This window comes from Halobacillus campisalis (genome assembly GCF_030345335.1).
Lineage (GTDB): Bacteria > Bacillota > Bacilli > Bacillales > Halobacillaceae > Halobacillus_A > Halobacillus_A campisalis.
Window position 1 is genome coordinate 417,832 of record NZ_JAPVRC010000001.1, and the last position, 17,077, is coordinate 434,908.

At 41.1% G+C, this 17,077-nt stretch carries 20 protein-coding genes; 1 reads left to right on the forward strand and 19 read right to left on the reverse strand.

The genetic code is table 11. From position 1 onward, the window contains the following. Positions 1–5: 5 nt before the first annotated feature. The 19 genes from lysA to O2Q26_RS02180 all read right to left on the reverse strand — a co-directional run bounded on the left by lysA (position 6) and on the right by O2Q26_RS02180 (position 15,995). Positions 6–1,304 carry a diaminopimelate decarboxylase gene (gene lysA, locus O2Q26_RS02090; RefSeq protein ID WP_289214350.1) on the reverse strand — a complete coding sequence of 433 codons (1,299 nt, stop codon included), beginning with the start codon at positions 1,302–1,304 and terminating at the stop codon, positions 6–8. A gap of 184 nt (positions 1,305–1,488) precedes the next feature. Next, positions 1,489–2,955 carry a spore germination protein gene (locus tag O2Q26_RS02095; RefSeq protein ID WP_289214351.1) on the reverse strand — a complete coding sequence of 489 codons (1,467 nt, stop codon included), beginning with the start codon at positions 2,953–2,955 and terminating at the stop codon, positions 1,489–1,491. A 508-nt stretch (positions 2,956–3,463) separates the two neighbouring features. Beyond that, positions 3,464–3,814, reverse strand: a complete 351-nt coding sequence (gene spoVAE, locus O2Q26_RS02100; protein ID WP_289214352.1) for a stage V sporulation protein AE — start codon at positions 3,812–3,814, stop codon at positions 3,464–3,466. Between the two features lie 2 nt (positions 3,815–3,816). Beyond that, positions 3,817–4,827 (reverse strand): stage V sporulation protein AD, encoded by a 1,011-nt coding sequence (gene spoVAD / locus O2Q26_RS02105; RefSeq protein ID WP_289214353.1) that lies wholly within the window; start codon positions 4,825–4,827, stop codon positions 3,817–3,819. Positions 4,828–4,839: 12 nt separating this feature from the next. Next, positions 4,840–5,292: a stage V sporulation protein AC gene (spoVAC, locus tag O2Q26_RS02110; protein ID WP_289214354.1), complete on the reverse strand. Its 453-nt coding sequence runs from the start codon at positions 5,290–5,292 to the stop codon at positions 4,840–4,842. 14 nt (positions 5,293–5,306) lie between these two features. Further along, positions 5,307–5,717: a stage V sporulation protein AB gene (locus tag O2Q26_RS02115; RefSeq protein ID WP_289214355.1), complete on the reverse strand. Its 411-nt coding sequence runs from the start codon at positions 5,715–5,717 to the stop codon at positions 5,307–5,309. Then, positions 5,704–6,321, reverse strand: coding sequence for a stage V sporulation protein AA (locus O2Q26_RS02120; RefSeq protein ID WP_289214356.1), 618 nt, complete (start codon positions 6,319–6,321; stop codon positions 5,704–5,706). The genes O2Q26_RS02115 and O2Q26_RS02120 overlap by 14 nt, the downstream gene beginning before the upstream one ends. A gap of 127 nt (positions 6,322–6,448) precedes the next feature. Continuing rightward, complete coding sequence (gene sigF / locus O2Q26_RS02125) at positions 6,449–7,204, reverse strand: RNA polymerase sporulation sigma factor SigF (protein WP_289214357.1); 756 nt, start codon at positions 7,202–7,204, stop codon at positions 6,449–6,451. A gap of 3 nt (positions 7,205–7,207) precedes the next feature. After that, a complete protein-coding gene (gene spoIIAB, locus O2Q26_RS02130) occupies positions 7,208–7,648 on the reverse strand; it encodes an anti-sigma F factor (protein ID WP_289214358.1) in 441 nt (146 codons plus the stop codon). Beyond that, a complete protein-coding gene (gene spoIIAA / locus O2Q26_RS02135) occupies positions 7,645–7,998 on the reverse strand; it encodes an anti-sigma F factor antagonist (RefSeq protein WP_253936644.1) in 354 nt (117 codons plus the stop codon). Before spoIIAA ends, spoIIAB begins: the two co-directional genes overlap by 4 nt. Positions 7,999–8,090: 92 nt before the next feature. Further along, positions 8,091–9,263, reverse strand: a complete 1,173-nt coding sequence (locus O2Q26_RS02140; protein ID WP_289214359.1) for a D-alanyl-D-alanine carboxypeptidase family protein — start codon at positions 9,261–9,263, stop codon at positions 8,091–8,093. Positions 9,264–9,370: 107 nt separating this feature from the next. Further along, entirely contained in the window at positions 9,371–10,672 is a 1,302-nt protein-coding gene (locus O2Q26_RS02145) for a pyrimidine-nucleoside phosphorylase (RefSeq protein ID WP_289214360.1), read from the reverse strand. A 19-nt stretch (positions 10,673–10,691) separates the two neighbouring features. Further along, positions 10,692–11,510 (reverse strand): purine-nucleoside phosphorylase, encoded by an 819-nt coding sequence (locus tag O2Q26_RS02150; protein WP_289214361.1) that lies wholly within the window; start codon positions 11,508–11,510, stop codon positions 10,692–10,694. Positions 11,511–11,521: 11 nt separating this feature from the next. Then, positions 11,522–12,700, reverse strand: a complete 1,179-nt coding sequence (gene deoB / locus O2Q26_RS02155; protein ID WP_289214362.1) for a phosphopentomutase — start codon at positions 12,698–12,700, stop codon at positions 11,522–11,524. A gap of 97 nt (positions 12,701–12,797) precedes the next feature. Then, complete coding sequence (gene xerD / locus O2Q26_RS02160; protein ID WP_289214363.1) at positions 12,798–13,685, reverse strand: site-specific tyrosine recombinase XerD; 888 nt, start codon at positions 13,683–13,685, stop codon at positions 12,798–12,800. A 5-nt stretch (positions 13,686–13,690) separates the two neighbouring features. Continuing rightward, a complete protein-coding gene (locus O2Q26_RS02165) occupies positions 13,691–13,903 on the reverse strand; it encodes a DUF4227 family protein (protein WP_253936634.1) in 213 nt (70 codons plus the stop codon). A 186-nt stretch (positions 13,904–14,089) separates the two neighbouring features. Next, positions 14,090–14,557 (reverse strand): ferric iron uptake transcriptional regulator, encoded by a 468-nt coding sequence (fur, locus tag O2Q26_RS02170; protein WP_253936633.1) that lies wholly within the window; start codon positions 14,555–14,557, stop codon positions 14,090–14,092. Positions 14,558–14,668: 111 nt separating this feature from the next. Continuing rightward, complete coding sequence (gene spoIIM / locus O2Q26_RS02175; RefSeq protein WP_289214364.1) at positions 14,669–15,307, reverse strand: stage II sporulation protein M; 639 nt, start codon at positions 15,305–15,307, stop codon at positions 14,669–14,671. Between the two features lie 142 nt (positions 15,308–15,449). Then, positions 15,450–15,995: an NUDIX hydrolase gene (locus O2Q26_RS02180; protein WP_253936631.1), complete on the reverse strand. Its 546-nt coding sequence runs from the start codon at positions 15,993–15,995 to the stop codon at positions 15,450–15,452. Between the two features lie 88 nt (positions 15,996–16,083). On the opposite strand from O2Q26_RS02180, the gene O2Q26_RS02185 reads away from it, so the two are divergent. Further along, positions 16,084–17,004, forward strand: a complete 921-nt coding sequence (locus tag O2Q26_RS02185; RefSeq protein WP_289214365.1) for an aldo/keto reductase — start codon at positions 16,084–16,086, stop codon at positions 17,002–17,004. The last annotated feature ends 73 nt before the right edge of the window (positions 17,005–17,077 follow it).

A 17,077-nucleotide genomic window follows, 5' to 3' on the forward strand; every position in this document is an offset into this window, starting at 1 on the left:
TCCTCCTACTGTTGGTTGTATGATAAATCTAGTCTCGTGATTTCCTTATAGTCCTCACGACGTACCACTAACTGATGCTCCCCATTCTCCACAAAAACGACAGCTGATTTTCCAAAACGGTTATAATTATTGGACATAGCATATCCATAAGCACCTGTACTGAAAACAGCCATCAAATCTTTCGGTTCTACTTTAGGAAGCTTCACATCCCATAATAGCATATCTCCGGATTCACAGCACTTTCCAGCTATAGCATATTCTTGGTCCGGCGACTCATGCATTTTATTAGCTAGAACGGCATCATATTTTGCGTGGTAAAGGGCGGGCCTGATATTATCAGTCATCCCTCCGTCAACTGAAGCATACGTCCTTACGCCAGGTATCTCTTTGATCGATCCCATTCGATATAGCGTCACCCCAGCATCCCCGACAATGGCACGTCCCGGCTCGATCCAGATTTCAGGCATTGTATATTCTAGTATTTCAGACTGATGTTTCACCTCTTCAATGAGAGCAAGAGCATATTGGTCAAGAGCAAGAGGGTCGTCTTCTTCTGTATATTGTATACCAAATCCACCGCCTAAATTAAGGACATCTGCCGTAAATTCGAAACGGTTCCGCCAATCACTCATTGTTTCAAATAATTTCTTCGTCGCTAAGGTGAATCCGCTCGTTTCAAAAATCTGCGATCCTATATGACAGTGAAGGCCTTTCACATTTGTCATTTCATTTGCGTTCAAGAGCTGGAACGCTTTCTCTGCTTGGCCGCTGGATAAGTCGAAACCGAATTTAGAATCTTCCTGTCCAGTTAAAATATAATCATGGGTATGGGCTTCAATCCCAGGTGTGACACGCAGCAAAACATCCATTTGTGTATTTTTTTCGGCAAGAAGATCTGTTAACAGAGCAATTTCATAAAAATTATCGACTACAATACAGCCGATCTTGTGATCCACTGCCATTTCAAGTTCTGAGAGGCTCTTATTATTTCCATGCATATGGATTTTTTCTACAGGGAATTCAGCCTGTAAAGCAGTATGGAGCTCTCCCTCAGAAACGACATCCAGGCTCAATCCTTCCTCTTTAGCAACTTGGAGCATAGCTACAGAAGAGAAGGCTTTACTGGCATAGGCAACCTGTGCGGGTATCTTGTGCTTCTTAAAAGTATCAACAAAAGCTTTGGCATTGCTTCGTATTCTTTCTACATCATATACATAAAGAGGCGTTCCATATGCAGAGGCTAAATCTTCTGCGGGAATACCGCCTATTAATAGCTGGCCTTGTCCGTTCGTCTCTCGAATCATAGTTGTCCGTCCTTCCCATCCTATCTTTACTAACTAAAAAGCCATTCAGACCAGGTTCGCTCTCCTTAGCCTGAACGGTATTCAGGTAGTGCTGGATATTATCACATAAAAGAAAATGCTCCTTTAGAGTAAAGGAACATTTTGAATTTAATTTAAATTTATCACAACAATCATCAACCGGCAATTATCTTTGTTTATGATTGTTTTGAGGATGAACAATGCTAGGCCTGATTTTCCCTAAAGGTACAGACATTCTCACTAAAATCTGCATAAACGCTTTACCATTGAATGGAAGGAACGGCCATAAATACGGCGTATTCAAAGATTTGGTCCGAGCCAGCAATAAAATATACAATGTAGAACCTATAACAAATCCACTTAAACCAAAAATAGCGGATAGCACTAACAAAGTGATTCGGCTCATTTTGTTGGCAATGGATAATTCATAGCTTGGGGTGGCATAAGAACCTATCGCACTTACTGCTACATATAAAATGACTTCAGGAACAAATAAACCGACATCGATGGCAATTTGTCCAATTAAAACGGCTGCGATCAATCCCATAGCTGTTGATAATGGCGTGGGTGTATGGATGGCTGCGATACGCAGCATCTCTATCCCTAGATCTGCTATTAATAATTGGACGATGATCGGCAAAGTACTCTCTTCATTCGGCCCTATGAAATCTAATGATTCTGGTAGTAAATCGGGCTGAATAACAAATAACATCCACAAAGGAAGCAAAAAGACGGAAGAAAATAACCCAAAGAATCGAACCCATCTTACGAACGTACCCACAGCAGGGGATTGCCTGTATTCTTCCGCGTGCTGTACATGGTGAAAATACGTAGTCGGTGTAATAATCATACTGGGAGACGTATCTACCATAATGAGCACATGACCTTCCAATAAATGTGCAGACGCCACATCTGGTCTTTCAGTGTACCTTACGAGAGGAAAAGGATTGAATCCCTGGCTTACTATAAATTCTTCTACAGACTTGTCAGCCATAGACAGACCATCTATGTCGATTTTTTTCAATTCATCTTTTATCAATTTTATAAGTCCAGGATCAGCTACATCTTTAATATAAGATATACAAATATCCGTTTTTGACCGCTGTCCTACTTGAATAAGCTCATTCCTCAATCGCTCATCTCTTATTCTGCGGCGGGTCAATGCCGTGTTTTCTATAATGTTTTCTGTATAGCCGTCTCTAGAACCTCTTACAACCTTCTCTGTATCAGGTTCTTCCGGGGTCCGCCCAGGGTAAGCACGGACATCTACAATGATGGCTTCTGCATGACCTTCAACGAACAAGACGATAAGACCTGAGAGTAATTGTGTCACACATTTCTCTATGGAGGTTTCAACTTCTACTTGCTGGTGGGCCAGATCATTATAAATATGTTTGAATACTGATTTTCTATCTAATGTACCTTCATTTAATTGAAACAGCTGGCGCAGCAAATCTACAATTATCGGGGTTTCGCACAAACCATTCACGTAATATAAGTTTACTTCGTGATCGAGAATAACCAATGTCCGAAATCCTACATCAAATGATTCGTCAGTGCCTACCTTCTCATTAACTATATTTCTATTCTGTTCCAATTTCATGACAATAGGGGTTTTCTTCTCACTCGCCATCCGCCTCAACTCCTTACTGCTGTATTTTCTCTGTTAAACCATAGTGTTCAATTTCATTTAAGCTCTCTATTAGTGCATACACAGTTTCAAGATGATTGAACTGTTTTGTTCTGTTTGGCAGTTTGGAGGTCCAGGAAATCACTCGCTTCCTCGAGCTAACGCTCTGCGAGGTCTACCATATACTTTTCTCCCATAAGGATCTCGCCATTTCCACGACCTTCTTGCGTTTGTAAGAATAACGGAAAAATTTTATAAACTTCTTCACTGAAAATAACTGCTTTTGAGTGTAAATCGTTTCGAAACAAGGAAAGGATTATTATTCAAAGCTAAAACCAAGGCGCTGGATTTTAATTATTCTTAAGACGGTTGCGAGCCATTCCCCGTCGCCCAGATCCACTCTCCAAATGACTAAAAAACAAGCTTCCACAACCCTCCCAAGTTATTTAACAACTCACTTTTTTAAAAATCAGTTTCGTTTCACAAGGCTTAAGAATAAACAAAACCATTCCTACCCTTTCGGTTTAAAAATTACAGCCATGATGAATCCGAAGAGTATCGCTGAAGCTATACCTGCAGAAGTCAGCCCAAACATCCCTACGGCTACACCAATAACACCATGCTTATCTGCTTCTTCCATCGCTCCATGCAGCAATGAATGTCCAAAGCTTGTGATGGGTACCGTGGCTCCTGCCCCTGCGAATTCGATTAAGTTATCGTACAAGTCGAACGCATCGAGTACCGCCCCTGCCACTACGAAAGAGGACATAACATGAGCGGGTGTAAGCTTAGCTACGTCAAGAAGCAATTGGCCAATGACACAAATCCCGCCACCTACTAAAAAAGCCCAAAGAAAAGTCATTTTCATCCCTCCCCTTTTGTAAAAGCAACAGCGTGGGCAATACCCGGTATTGATTCTTTCTGCTGCAGCATCATCGGATTCATAAGAGCACCTGTTGCTACCACTAATATTCGTTTATAAGTGCCTGCTTTTAAATCCTCTAACAGTTTTCCATACGTAACGACCGCAGAACAAGCACATCCGCTTCCTCCACTGAATACAGGCTGATCACTATGGTAAACGAGAAGTCCACAGTCTTTATGAACTTCACCAATATGATAACCGTCATCTTTAAGCATATCTCGAACAATTGGTGCTCCCACTGCCGACAAATCTCCTGTAGCAATGACATCATAATCAGCAGGAACTCTTCCCATATCCTCCAGATGCGTTTTAATGGTGTCGTATGCAGCTGGAGCCATTGCGGAACCCATATCAAAAGGGTCGGTGACACCATAATCCATCACTTTACCAATCGTGGCTGCTTCAATCCGAACAGGCGAAGGTTCTGTTGATAAAAGTGCCGCTCCGCTGCCAGTTACCGTAAATGTAGCTGTTTTTGGTTTCTGCCCCCCGTACTCCGTTGGGTACCTGAACTGCCGCTCTGCCGTTGCATTGTGAGAGCTTACAGCAGCTATCGCCCGATCAGCATATCCGCTTTCAATGAGCGCTGCTCCTGTAGCTAGTGTTTCCATTGAAGTAGAACAAGCCCCGAACATGCCTAACAGCGGAATTTCCAACTGACGGGCTACATAGTTGCCTGTGACATTTTGATTAAGTAAATCACCCGCTAAGAACAAATCGACCGACGTTTTGTCGACCCCTGCTTTTTGCAGACAGTAATGAACAGCATCTAACATCAATCGTCTTTCAGCTAATTCCCAATTATCCTCATTACAGTGGAGCTGATCATACACCTTATCAAATACAGCTTTCAAAGGCCCTTGTCCTTCAAGCGGCCCAACTACAGTTCCTGTTGCTTGTATATAGACTGGCTTATTAAAACTCCACGTTTGCTTTCCAGTTTTAGACATGAGTTGTCCCCCCTAAAATATGGCCTGCCATGTAAAACGAATGATTCCTAAAACATAAGCAGCCACTACGCCGAATACGATAACCGATCCCGCCAATTTAAATAAGTTTGTGGCTACTCCTAGCACGAGCCCCTCACTTTTATGCTCCATCGCTGCTGATGTGATCGAATTTGCAAACCCCGTTACAGGAACTGCTGATCCTGCACCAGCAAATTGACCAAGTTTGTCATATACACCCAATCCCGTCGCGAGTGCAGCCAAGAAAATCAAAGTCGCCACCGTTGGATTCCCTGCGTTTTCTTCGCTGAAATCGAACCAGTGAATATACATTTCAGATAAGAGCTCTCCTATTACACAAATTATTCCGCCAACAACAAATGCTTTGATACAATTCCAAACATAATTGGTTTTCGGCTGGTAAGATTTACTTGTTTTTTTATAATCCTTAGAATTTAAACCTGACATGAGCGTATTCTCCTTCATTTTACAAAAATAACCCACTGAAACAGCGAACCTGCGACTTTCCCTAAAGATAGAGCCATAAGTAATGTGAATAAATAATTGTCTATACCTATTCTTTTAAACAGAAGGGGAAAGACATTCAAAACTTCCGTAAGAGCAGCCGCTAACATACCTACGAACATTCCGTGAAGCAACCCCCAGATAATGAGCCCAAGCAACGTAATATTTACGGCATAGTCACTGAATGATAAATAAATACCGCAAAAAACCCCTGCTACAATTGCAAACTGATAGAAGATGATTTTCGACTCCGAATGACTTAATTGCATAAGCCGAGGCACAATCCCAAGTACTGTTATAAAAGCGACAAACCCCGCACCTACCGCAATACCCGAAGCTAGTCCAATGAAGGCTTCAACGATTCTCATCCTGTTGTTCCACCTTGTTTTCATGAATAGCTACATAATGATCTATATCTTCCTGATACTTAAATACTTCTACTTCCATTGGATTAGGTTCTTCATTGAAGCGTTTTTGGAACCAGTGATTAAAAAATAGTATCATGCCGACACCGAGTCCGATTGAATAAGGAACTTGAATCCATAAAGGGTACTCTTCCTCTTCTCCAGTCAGCATAAAGTGAAGCTTTTGCTGAACCATTTCCATACTGACATCATAGTGAAAATTCATAATAGCCATCGCCGCTCCAACAAAAAGCAGCAGCCAAATAAAACTGACTAAAAATACGTTCGGTTTTCTCTTTTGATTCTCCACATGGACGACACACTGATTCGGTCCTAAAATTTCTATTTCACTGTCCGGAAAACGGTTGAGTATCCTCTCAATAATTGAGAAGCTGTCAACTACAATGATATTCCTATCTTCTGGTTTCACGGTATGGAGGATCATATGTTCAACCATCTGCTTTTTTCGGTTCTCCCCTGTAACACGGGCCACATCATGAACTCGGATCATTTGCTTTGGTGGAATGCGAATCGACTGTTTCATACGAATATATAGCGGTTTTGTCATCATTTCGCCTCCTGGCAGAATGTCTCTTCGTTAGTATGTGAAATCAATACAAATTCATACAATAATGCCAAAGCTAAAGTTATGAAAACTGAAAACGAACATAAAAAAAACTACGCATTGGCGTAGTTTAAGATGAATCACTCATGGATTCTTTCATATGCTCTAAGATTTTCTTTTCCAGCCTGGAGACTTGAACTTGGGATATCCCTATGCGATCTGCTACTTCTGATTGCGTCTGGTCTTTAAAATACCTCAGGTAAATGATCAACCGTTCCCTTTTTTCTAGAGTATCCATCACTTCATGCAAAGCTAAATGTTCGAACCACCTCGAATCCTCTTCAGCAATCTGATCGACGAGCGTGATAGGATCTCCTTCACTCTCATAAACCGTTTCGTGAATAGATTGCGGAGATCGTCCCGCTTCTTCTGCCTGAATAACCTCTTCATTCGTAAGCTCTAACGCTTCAGCTAATTCATTAATCGTCGGAGACCGGCCGAACTCTTTGAGGAGTTCCTCTTTTTTTACACGCACTTTATGAAATGTTTCTTTCAGACTGCGGCTCACTTTTACACTGCCATCATCTCGTATAAATCGTTGGATTTCTCCAATAATCATTGGAACAGCATATGTGGAGAACTTAACGTCAAAACTAAGGTCAAATTTATCTACAGATTTCAACAAACCAATACAACCGATTTGATATAAATCATCAGGATCATACCCTCGCCGCAAGTACCTCTGAACGACTGACCATACCAGCCTGGTGTTTTTTTCCACTAAAAAATGTCGAGCATTTTGATCACCAGATTGGCTTCTTCTTATGAGACTGCGCACTTCTTCATCGGATAGACGTACCTGTTTAGTATCCGTCTTCATATTCATGACCTAATTAAAAATTGCTTTCGTCGAGGTTAATTGCTTTGAAAGCGTAATTGTGGTTCCTTCATCTTTGGATGATTGAATTTCAACTTGATCCATGAAATTCTCCATGATCGTAAAACCCATACCTGACCTTTCCCACTCGGGTTTAGAGGTGAATAATGGTTCTCTGGCTTCCTCAATATTTTCAATCCCTGCACCGTGATCCCTAATGGTAATTTCAATTTGACTGTCTTCAATCCGACATTCTAATATCACGTATTGATCAGGATTTTCCTCGTATCCATGAATGATCGCGTTCGTTACAGCTTCTGAAACAACTGTCTTAATGTCAGTCAGTTCGTCCATTGTCGGATTCAGGGGACTAATAAATGAAGCGACTGCTATACGAGCTAACGATTCATTTTGACTGATGCTTGCAAATTCAATTCTCATATGATTTTTCATGAGGCCACCCCTAACATTTGCAGGGCAAAGTCTTCGTTATCCACTAGCTTAACGATTTTGAACATACCGGATAGGTCAAATAAACGGCGGACTTCAGGAGAGATAGAGCATATTACCATTTCCCAGCCCGCAGCTTGAATTTCTTTATATCGGCCAAGCATGACACCAAGACCCGAACTATCCATAAATGTTAACTTCTCTAAATTAACAATCACATGTCCTACTTGATTCTGAGCCAGCTGAGCTTGCCACTCTTCTCGAAGGTTCGTTGCTTCATGGTGATCCAACTCGCCTTCCAAGCGAACAAGTAACACGGATTCTTTGATAATGAATTCTACGGAAAGACTCAAGTGTAGTTCCTCCTTAACAATTAAAGTTACTTAAGTCTTTTCGCAGTTTATCCTGTAGATACCTGCACTAAAACAAAACTAGTGCGGTCTCGCTAAAACTTTTCAAAACCTGCCAAATTTCTAAATGAGCGCTTCCACAGTTCAAGTATATTTGCTTTGTTTACAGGCTCTGAAGCTTCTAAACGAACTTTGGAAACTTCTTCTTTTCCATTATTGACAGTTACCCACCCCAGGTGATCACCTTTCTTGATTGGAAGTTCAACTTTTTCATTCAAAGTGATGGAGGTTTGGTAATTCGACTTTGCTTCATTCTTTTTCTTCAAAACGACCACATCTTTTTCTGGAACTAACGCTAATGTATTAGGAGTGCCTCTTGGATTAGTCATCTCATGAAGTACTTCCTCTTTTCCATGCAGCTTGATTCCTTCGTATTGTCCAAATCCGTAATCCAGAAGACTGGTAATCGCTTCATTACGTTCCTTCGGTTTTTCTGCTCCCATAACTACTGCAATCATGTGCAGGTCATCTTTTTTTGCTGAAGCGGTTAAACAATATTTCGCTTTTTCAGTAAATCCGGTTTTCAGTCCATCCATCCCTGGATAAGACTTGATTAATTTGTTCGTATTCACTAACCAGAATTCATTCTTTTCGCCTTTCCTTAAGTAATCGTCATAAATGCTCGTATAGTCTGTGATTTCTTCATGTATTAATAATTCTCTAGCCATAACGGCCATATCATGAGCTGTACTGTAATGGTCATTTGCTGGCAGTCCTGTAGGATTCTGGAATTTTGTGTTCTTTAACCCCAGATCTTTCGCTTTTTGGTTCATTTGTTTTACAAATTCTTCTTCACTTCCAGCAATTCGTTCTGCTAATGCAACACTAGCATCATTTCCTGACGCTACCGCCACTCCTTTCAACAGATCTTCCACCGTCATTTCTTCCCCTGCCTCTAAAAAGATTTGTGAACCTCCCATAGAAGCAGCGTGCTCACTGATTCTTATTTTCTCATCAAGTTTGAGGTTTTCTTTATCCAACTCTTCCATGATGAGCAGCAAAGTCATGATTTTTGTCATGCTGGCCGGGGGCAGTTCTTTATCAGCATTTTTATCGTAAAGTGTCATCCCACTATTTTTTTCCATCAAAATAGCTGACTGGGCGTTTTTTGCTATAGAATCGTTTTTATCTTCTGCGTGAATTTGATTTGGCTGCAACGTGGTGAACATGATAATTAATGTGAATAATAAACAAATAAACCTATGCATCTCTATTACCTCCTGCTTCTGTAAGTGTTCCTATTTTTCCCTGAAACACTGCTTCTATGCAATAAAAAAAGAACCTCACTAACGTGAAGTTCTTTGGCACACCATTTTTATTTAATTACTTTATGGATAAGCGTTGGAGACTCAACTTTTTCTTTAGAAATATTATAAGCTTCTTTCACTTTATTTATAGATGCTTGCGCATTTTCCTCATCACTATGAAGTATCACTAAAGCTTCTCCAGCTTTCACTTCATCACCAATTTTTTTCTGAAGAGTGATTCCTACACCATGATTGATCTCATCATCTTTAGTTGCACGCCCTGCCCCTAAATACATAGCAGCAACACCAATCGATTCCGCATCAATTGCTGAAACGAAGCCATCCTCCTCAGCGGCTACTTCTATATCATAGGATGCTTGCGGCAAGAGGCTTAAATCATCAATCATCGCCGTATCGCCGTGCTGTGCTTCGATAAGCTTTCTAAATGAAGCGAACGCTTTACCGTTTTCTAAATTTTTCTCAAGTGCTTGATAAGCTTCTTCATAATCAGAAAACACCTCAGCTAACACTGTCATGTGGGAAGCGATCTCTAACGATAATTCTCTTAAGTCCTCTACACGTTTTCCTTGCAGGATTTCAGCTGCTTCTCTAATTTCATTGGCATTCCCAACTTCAAATCCAAGAGGCTGGTTCATATCACTGATTACAGCTACTGTATTTTTACCTAAGTTATTGCCGATGTTTACCATCTCGCGGGCAAGAGCTTCTGAGTCCTCAAGCGTCTTCATGAAAGCGCCGCTTCCCGTCTTAACATCTAATACGATACTGTCAGCGCCTGAAGCGAGTTTTTTACTCATAATGGAACCAGCGATCAGCGGCAGGGAATCCACAGTACCTGTGACGTCTCTAAGCGCATAAAGCTTTTTATCTGCAGGCGCTAAATTACCTGTTTGGCCTGCAACTGATAGTTTATGCTCGTTGACATTATGAATGAATTCTTCTTTGGACATTTCTATTTGAAGCCCTTTAACAGACTCCAATTTATCGAGAGTCCCACCTGTATGCCCTAATCCTCGGCCGGACATTTTAGCTACCGGTACTCCAACCGAAGCCACCAGAGGTCCGACAATGAATGTTACTTTATCTCCTACGCCGCCTGTAGAATGCTTATCTACTTTGTGGCCTTTTATAGCAGAAAGATCAATAGTCTCTCCTGAATCGACCATCGCCTGAGTAAGTGTAGCCGTTTCCTCTTGAGTCATCCCTTTAAAATAGATGGCCATCGTCAAAGCAGCCGCCTGATAATCCGGGATTTCGCCGTTCGTATAACCTTTAACAAAGAATTCGATTTCTTCTTTAGACAGCTCTCCGCCGTCTCTTTTTTTAACGATAACGTCGTACATTCTCATCAGTTTCACCCCTCATAATTTATGCTGGCAGAGTCTTTAGTAAATCTTTTACAAAGCCGAGGAAGTCTTCACGTACCTGTGCTGTTGTTTCTATCACTTCGTCGTGAGTAAGCGGCTGATCCAAAATTCCTGCGGCCATGTTTGATATGCAGGAGATTCCCAAAACACGAATGCCGGCATGATTAGCTACGGTTACCTCTGGAACTGTAGACATCCCTACTGCATCCCCGCCAAGAGTACGCAGCATACGTACTTCAGCAGCGGTTTCGTATGCCGGGCCAGTGTTACCGACGTATACACCTTTTTTCACCGGCATACTCAGGCGTTCTGCACTTTTCACAGCGTGCTGGATCAATGCGCGGTCATAAGCTTCAGACATATCAGGGAAGCGGGCGCCAAGCTCATCATCGTTGGCTCCCATAAGCGGGTTATCCCCCATATTGTTAATATGGTCGGTAATGATCATTAAATTTCCAGCTTCAAATGACTCATTAATACCGCCAGCGGCATTCGTTACGAACAATGTTTCTACACCTAACTCTTTCATTACACGGACAGGAAATGTCACTTGTTTCATATCATATCCTTCGTAATAGTGAAAGCGGCCCTGCATGGCAATGACCTGTCGCCCTTCCAACTGTCCGATAACTAACTGACCCTTGTGTCCAGAAACTGTGGATTCAGGAAAATGGGGTATATCTTTATAGCTGATAACTGTCGGGTTTTCTATTTCTTCAGCCAGTACACCTAACCCTGAACCTAGAATCAAGCCTACGGTAGGCTCTACATTTAGTTTTTCCTGGATGAAAACTGCGGCTTCTTTTCTTTTACTATTCATGTTAACTCCCCCTATTGAATGTCTTTTAAAAAGCTTTGCCCATGTTCCGGCATTTTAGCAGAGAAATTATCTGAGATCGTAGCGCCGATATCGGCAAAAGTTTTGCGCTGCTCAAGCCGTTCTCCCTTTTCAATTCCTTTATGGTGAACGAGAAGAGGTACAAGCTCTCGGGTGTGATCTGTTCCATGATGAATTGGGTCGTTTCCGTGATCAGCTGTAATGATCAGCAGATCATCTTCCTTTAGCTTGCTCAATACTTCAGGCAGACGCCGATCATAAGCCTCCAGCGCCTCACCATACCCTTTGGGGTCCCTGCGATGGCCGAATTTTGCATCAAAATCGACAAGGTTCAAGAAATTCAATCCTGTGAAATCTTCATCCATTGAAGCTACAAGCTTATCCATCCCATCCATATTGTCATTCGTACGGATCGATTGTGTAACTCCTTCTCCATCGTAAATATCAGAGATTTTCCCTAAGGCTATTACATCCTTTCCTGCATCTTCCAAATGATTCATGACTGTTGTCCCAAAAGGTTTCAGTGCATAATCGTGGCGGTTGGATGTTCGTTCAAACGCCCCTGGCTCCCCAATAAAAGGACGGGCGATGACACGTCCGACCATGTACTTTTCATCACGAGTCAGTTCCCGAGCATACTCGCAAATTTCGAAAAGTTCTTCGGGAGGCACAATTTCTTCATGAGCAGCAATCTGCAATACTGAATCAGCAGATGTGTACACGATTAAATCACCGGTTTTCATGTGATGCTCACCTAATTCATCTAGAATTTCGGTTCCAGAAGCCGGTTTGTTACCAACAATCCCCCGTCCGGTTTTATTCTTTATTTGGTTTAAAAGTTCATCGGGAAAACCCTCCGGAAAAGTGCGGAAAGGCTGTTGGATGTTAAGTCCCATAATCTCCCAATGTCCGGTCATTGTATCTTTTCCGTTTGACGCTTCCACCATAGTCGTATAATGTGCCTTTGGCTGACTTGCCTCATCGATTCCTTGTATAGGCGAGATATTTCCAAGTCCAAGACTCGCCATGTTGGGCATGTTCAGACCGTTCATGTGTTCAGCAATATGGCCTAATGTGTGAGAACCTTTATCGTTAAATTTTTCAGCGTCTGGTGCCTCGCCTATTCCCACTGAATCCATTACAATTAAAAAAACTCGTTTAAAAGTATTCATATTTAATTCCCTCCTAATCATTACTTTCCCAATGCTTTAATAAAATAGTCAAATTTACTAGTTGTAGGATGTCAGACAACTAATTTGAAAAAAGAAATCACGCCCGTGGGTGATACGAGCGGTATACGTCTTTTAATCTGGACTTTGTAACATGGGTATAAATCTGAGTTGTTGATATATCTGCATGTCCCAGCATTTCCTGGACCGCCCTTAGATCCGCTCCATTCTCCAGAAGATGTGTAGCGAAAGAATGTCTGAGCGTATGAGGGGTAATTTCCTTCATCACGCCTGCCTCCATGGCAACCGCTTTCAACACTTTCCAGAAACCCTGTCGGGACAATGGAGAACCGTGATGGTTTACAAACAGTTCTTCTGTTTGTTTGCGCTTGACCAACTGGGATCTTGGCCCCTCAAGATAGTCCTCTAATGCTTGTTTTGCTAAGTCACCTAAAGGTATGATTCTTTCCTTCGAACCTTTACCCATGCAGCGGACAAACCCCATAGTCAAATGTAAGTCGCTGACCTTCAATGTGATTAATTCAGTAACTCGAAGTCCTGTAGCATAAAGAATTTCAAGCATAGCTTTATTTCTTGAAGATAATGGATCGACTGCAGAAATATTCAACAGTTTGTCTACATCATCTGAAGATAAGACTTTCGGAAGCTTACGTTCTTTTTTTGGCGTTTCGATATGTAGACTTGGATCCTGAGTCGTAATCTTTTCCCGGATCATGAATTGGTGAAACAGTCGAATAGACGATAGTAGTCTTGCAATCGTTGCAGATGAACGCCCTTTATCATTCAAGTCGTATAAATATTTCATAATATGGGATCTGGAAACCTGTTCCCAATGTGACAGCTCCAAACTTGTTTCCAGGAACAATTGATACTGAGTTAAATCTCTTTTATAAGATTGAATCGTATTGCTCGATAGTCCACGTTCCACCGTTAAATAATGAAAGAAATCCTCTAAGGCAAATTTCATTCTTTCTACTCTCCTAGTTGAAAGAAAATTGATAAACGTTCGGACCACTCCTGGTCCAGCGGGTTCATCACTTTGACAGCTGCTCCGCTTGGCGGGTCATAACGATGGCTTCTTTCATGCTGGGCATGAACCACGCGTAATGCCACATAGAATACGCTTGTACAAATTGTGAAAATGACAAGCACTTTGATGAGTTCTCGAAATTGTGATTTATTCATCGACATATGACCCTCCATAACTAGTATTTATAAAGGATATGCCAGAAAACCACTTAATTATACCTTCCATTCACTCATACAAATTAAACGTACACGATTTTTGCACGTTTGTAAATAAAAACATGCCACCTAAAAAAGTCACTATGAATACTAGATTCATAGTGACTCACTATCATATTATACCATTCATTTAGAGGAATCGTCATCCGGAACTGACACTTGTTGACAAACTCGACAAATTCCGTGAAACGTTAGTCGATGGTCCTTCACTTTAAAGTTCCACTGGCCCTCAATTAATTTCTCAACATCTCCTAATAAGTCCTCTTCAATTTCTTCTACAGACCCACATTCGGTACATACAAGGTGATGGTGAAAGTGTTCAGCCCCTTCTTTTCGAAGGTCATAGCGTGATACACCGTCTCCAAAGTTTATTTTATCGACAACTTTAAGCTCTGATAACAATTCTAATGTACGGTAAACGGTAGCAAGGCCGATTTCAGGTGCTTTCTCTTTTACGAGGAGGTAAACATCTTCAGCACTCAAATGGTCTGCTTCATTTTCTAAAAGAACTCTTACCGTTGCTTCACGCTGGGGTGTAAGCTTATAACTTTGGGAATGTAACTGTTTCTTTATCCGTTCCATTCGATGTTCCATATCGTTCGTCCCTCCCTCGTAATTCCAATTTCATTATAAGCAGAGAAGGAAAGAGTGTCAAATTATAATGATTATAAACTGTTAATGATAATCATTATTACATAATTCCGATTACTTATAGACCCATTTCACTGCCACTTCTAAGAGTGGATGGGCAATAAATACTTCCACTACAGCTGCCCCAATGAGCAGCAATAATAAGGCTCCAAAAAGCAAGCTGTATCTTGCGAAGGCTTGCAGGATAGGCTGATGCACCCTTTTTATGAACAATTGCTTGCATAGATTTAAAGAAAAGAGCAAAGCCAGCGCGCCCGCCAGCAAATAAACAGGAATGATCAATAAGTTTTGTGGAGCAATGGATGCAGAAGACAGTAATAGCCCGTACCACCCCATCTGATTCACTAAAAATCCAACTGAAAAACCTACTACTAAACCTTTGATAAATAGTAGAACCGTGATGATCGGCATACCTACAATAGATATTCCCAGAAAAAATAATAAGAGCATATACTTTACATGATAAAGAATACTGTCCTTTAACAAAGTTGTTTTATCTGTGGATTCCATGTTCACCATCTGCTCGAAAAATTGGTTCAGATAAAAAAAGAGATCCTCTTTCTGAACAAAATTCATGCTGTTCACAATGATAGCACCAAAGACCATTCCCATGATAAATAGTACAAAGATAAATACAAAAATACTCATATGGTTATTGATATCATTTCTGACCATTTTGACACCGCGCTGCATGGATTCTTCATCCTTTCTCATCAACGATCTTTAAACAATCTATGATGAAAAGGAGTGAAGTAGACCATTTTTAAGAGAGGTTCCCTAGAATTCTTCCATTTCAGTTGGCAATATGGATATGTAATTCCACAAACACTTTTACTTACTTGATCCCTCTCAGCTTGAGGTAGAGTAAAGCATAGGATGTTTTCGCATCGTGAATTCTTTGTTCTTTTTCAAGCTGCACTGCTTCCTCTATGTCGAGCTCGGCCAGTTCGACAAATTCATCTTCATCCCCCTCTACATTTTCTTCTAGTTTCCTTAGATCGTCTGTAAAATATATATGGACGAGTTCATCCGCAAAACCCGGAGATGTGTAGAATGAATTGATTAACTCTAAATTGTCAGAAGTATATCCGGTCTCTTCTTCTAATTCCCTTCTGGCTGTAATTAGAGGTTCTTCCCCCTTTTCCAATTTACCTGCTGGAATTTCCAGTGTGCTTTTTCCGAGTGCTTTACGATATTGCTCTACAAAGATGATTTTCCCATCTTCTTTAACCGCAATTACAGCTACAGCACCAGGGTGTTTAATCAGTTCTCGTTTAGATGTATTTCCATCGGGTAATGTAACAGTGTCTACATTCAAATCTATGATTTTACCTTTAAATATCTCTTCTGTATGTGTGGTCACTTCTTCAAATTTGCGCATATACGTCTTCCTCTCTTTCGATTTATTGTAAGTTTATCATAGAGAAGGAAGGTTTCGAATTAAAAAGGTAAGCAGAAAGGGAGATTTCATGAATACTCGAAAAATCGGCCATTCATCTATTGAAATATCAGAAATCAGCTTAGGGTGTATGTCCCTCGGCACAGATTCAAACAAAGCCAAATCCATAATCGATCGTGCACTAGACTCAGGTATCAATTACCTTGATACAGCCGACTTATATGATTTTGGTGAAAATGAGCGAATAGTAGGAAAAGCGATAAAAGGAAGACGAGAAGATTTGGTTATCGGTTCAAAAGTGGGCAACAATTTCACCCCTGGTCAAGACGGGTGGACGTGGGACCCCTCCAAATCTCACATAAAAAGCGGCGTCAAAGATAGTCTTCAGCGTCTAGGTACAGATTATATCGATTTGTACCAGCTGCATGGCGGAACAATCGATGATCCCATAGATGAGACCATTGAAGCGTTTGATGAATTAAAGCAAGAAGGACTTATTAGAGAATACGGAATTTCTTCCATTCGACCGAATGTCATAAGAGAGTTCGTGGAAAAATCTAATATTGCCAGTGTCATGATGCAGTACAGCGCACTTGACCGCAGACCAGAAGAAGAAATTCTTAGTCTATTGAAAGAAAATGAAATCAGTGTGCTGGCTCGCGGTCCTCTCGCAAAAGGAATGCTTTCTTCGAACGGAGAAGAAAAAGCAAAAGAGAAAGGTAAAGATGGTTTTCTGAGCTACAGCTATGAAGAGATACTCGCCGTTGTGAAAAAATGGCAGGATTACAAAGCTCCTGAGCGTTCGTCTGAAGCTTTAGCTCTGCAATACATTCTTCACCATGATACAGTAGCTTCTGCTGTATTTGGAGCAAGTTCAGTCGACCAGCTGCAAGATAATTTGAGTTATTTAGAAGCAGCCCCTTTGACAGAACAGATTTTCGGCGAGATCCAAGCGATGACAAAAGCCAATACGTACGATAAGCACAGGTAAATTAACTAAGTAAAAAATGCGCAGAGACGGCTACTTCTGCGCATTTTTTACTGTCTTCCTGATCGCTCGTTCT

What these genes read in the sequence shown, in the direction of transcription:
- O2Q26_RS02120 (WP_289214356.1), bottom strand. Translation starts at nt 6,321, where the DNA reads ATGACAAAACCGCTATATATTCGTATGAAACAGTCGATTCGCATTCCA.
- spoVAC (WP_289214354.1), bottom strand. Translation starts at nt 5,292, where the DNA reads ATGTCAGGTTTAAATTCTAAGGATTATAAAAAAACAAGTAAATCTTAC.
- spoIIAB (WP_289214358.1), bottom strand. Translation starts at nt 7,648, where the DNA reads ATGAAAAATCATATGAGAATTGAATTTGCAAGCATCAGTCAAAATGAA.
- O2Q26_RS02140 (WP_289214359.1), bottom strand. Translation starts at nt 9,263, where the DNA reads ATGCATAGGTTTATTTGTTTATTATTCACATTAATTATCATGTTCACC.
- spoVAE (WP_289214352.1), bottom strand. Translation starts at nt 3,814, where the DNA reads ATGACTTTTCTTTGGGCTTTTTTAGTAGGTGGCGGGATTTGTGTCATT.
- fur (WP_253936633.1), bottom strand. Translation starts at nt 14,557, where the DNA reads ATGGAACATCGAATGGAACGGATAAAGAAACAGTTACATTCCCAAAGT.
- lysA (WP_289214350.1), bottom strand. Translation starts at nt 1,304, where the DNA reads ATGATTCGAGAGACGAACGGACAAGGCCAGCTATTAATAGGCGGTATT.
- spoVAD (WP_289214353.1), bottom strand. Translation starts at nt 4,827, where the DNA reads ATGTCTAAAACTGGAAAGCAAACGTGGAGTTTTAATAAGCCAGTCTAT.
- O2Q26_RS02115 (WP_289214355.1), bottom strand. Translation starts at nt 5,717, where the DNA reads ATGAGAATCGTTGAAGCCTTCATTGGACTAGCTTCGGGTATTGCGGTA.
- O2Q26_RS02185 (WP_289214365.1), top strand. Translation starts at nt 16,084, where the DNA reads ATGAATACTCGAAAAATCGGCCATTCATCTATTGAAATATCAGAAATC.
- spoIIM (WP_289214364.1), bottom strand. Translation starts at nt 15,307, where the DNA reads ATGCAGCGCGGTGTCAAAATGGTCAGAAATGATATCAATAACCATATG.
- sigF (WP_289214357.1), bottom strand. Translation starts at nt 7,204, where the DNA reads ATGAATATGAAGACGGATACTAAACAGGTACGTCTATCCGATGAAGAA.
- O2Q26_RS02180 (WP_253936631.1), bottom strand. Translation starts at nt 15,995, where the DNA reads ATGCGCAAATTTGAAGAAGTGACCACACATACAGAAGAGATATTTAAA.
- xerD (WP_289214363.1), bottom strand. Translation starts at nt 13,685, where the DNA reads ATGAAATTTGCCTTAGAGGATTTCTTTCATTATTTAACGGTGGAACGT.
- O2Q26_RS02145 (WP_289214360.1), bottom strand. Translation starts at nt 10,672, where the DNA reads ATGAGAATGTACGACGTTATCGTTAAAAAAAGAGACGGCGGAGAGCTG.
- deoB (WP_289214362.1), bottom strand. Translation starts at nt 12,700, where the DNA reads ATGAATACTTTTAAACGAGTTTTTTTAATTGTAATGGATTCAGTGGGA.
- O2Q26_RS02095 (WP_289214351.1), bottom strand. Translation starts at nt 2,955, where the DNA reads ATGGCGAGTGAGAAGAAAACCCCTATTGTCATGAAATTGGAACAGAAT.
- O2Q26_RS02165 (WP_253936634.1), bottom strand. Translation starts at nt 13,903, where the DNA reads ATGAATAAATCACAATTTCGAGAACTCATCAAAGTGCTTGTCATTTTC.
- O2Q26_RS02150 (WP_289214361.1), bottom strand. Translation starts at nt 11,510, where the DNA reads ATGAATAGTAAAAGAAAAGAAGCCGCAGTTTTCATCCAGGAAAAACTA.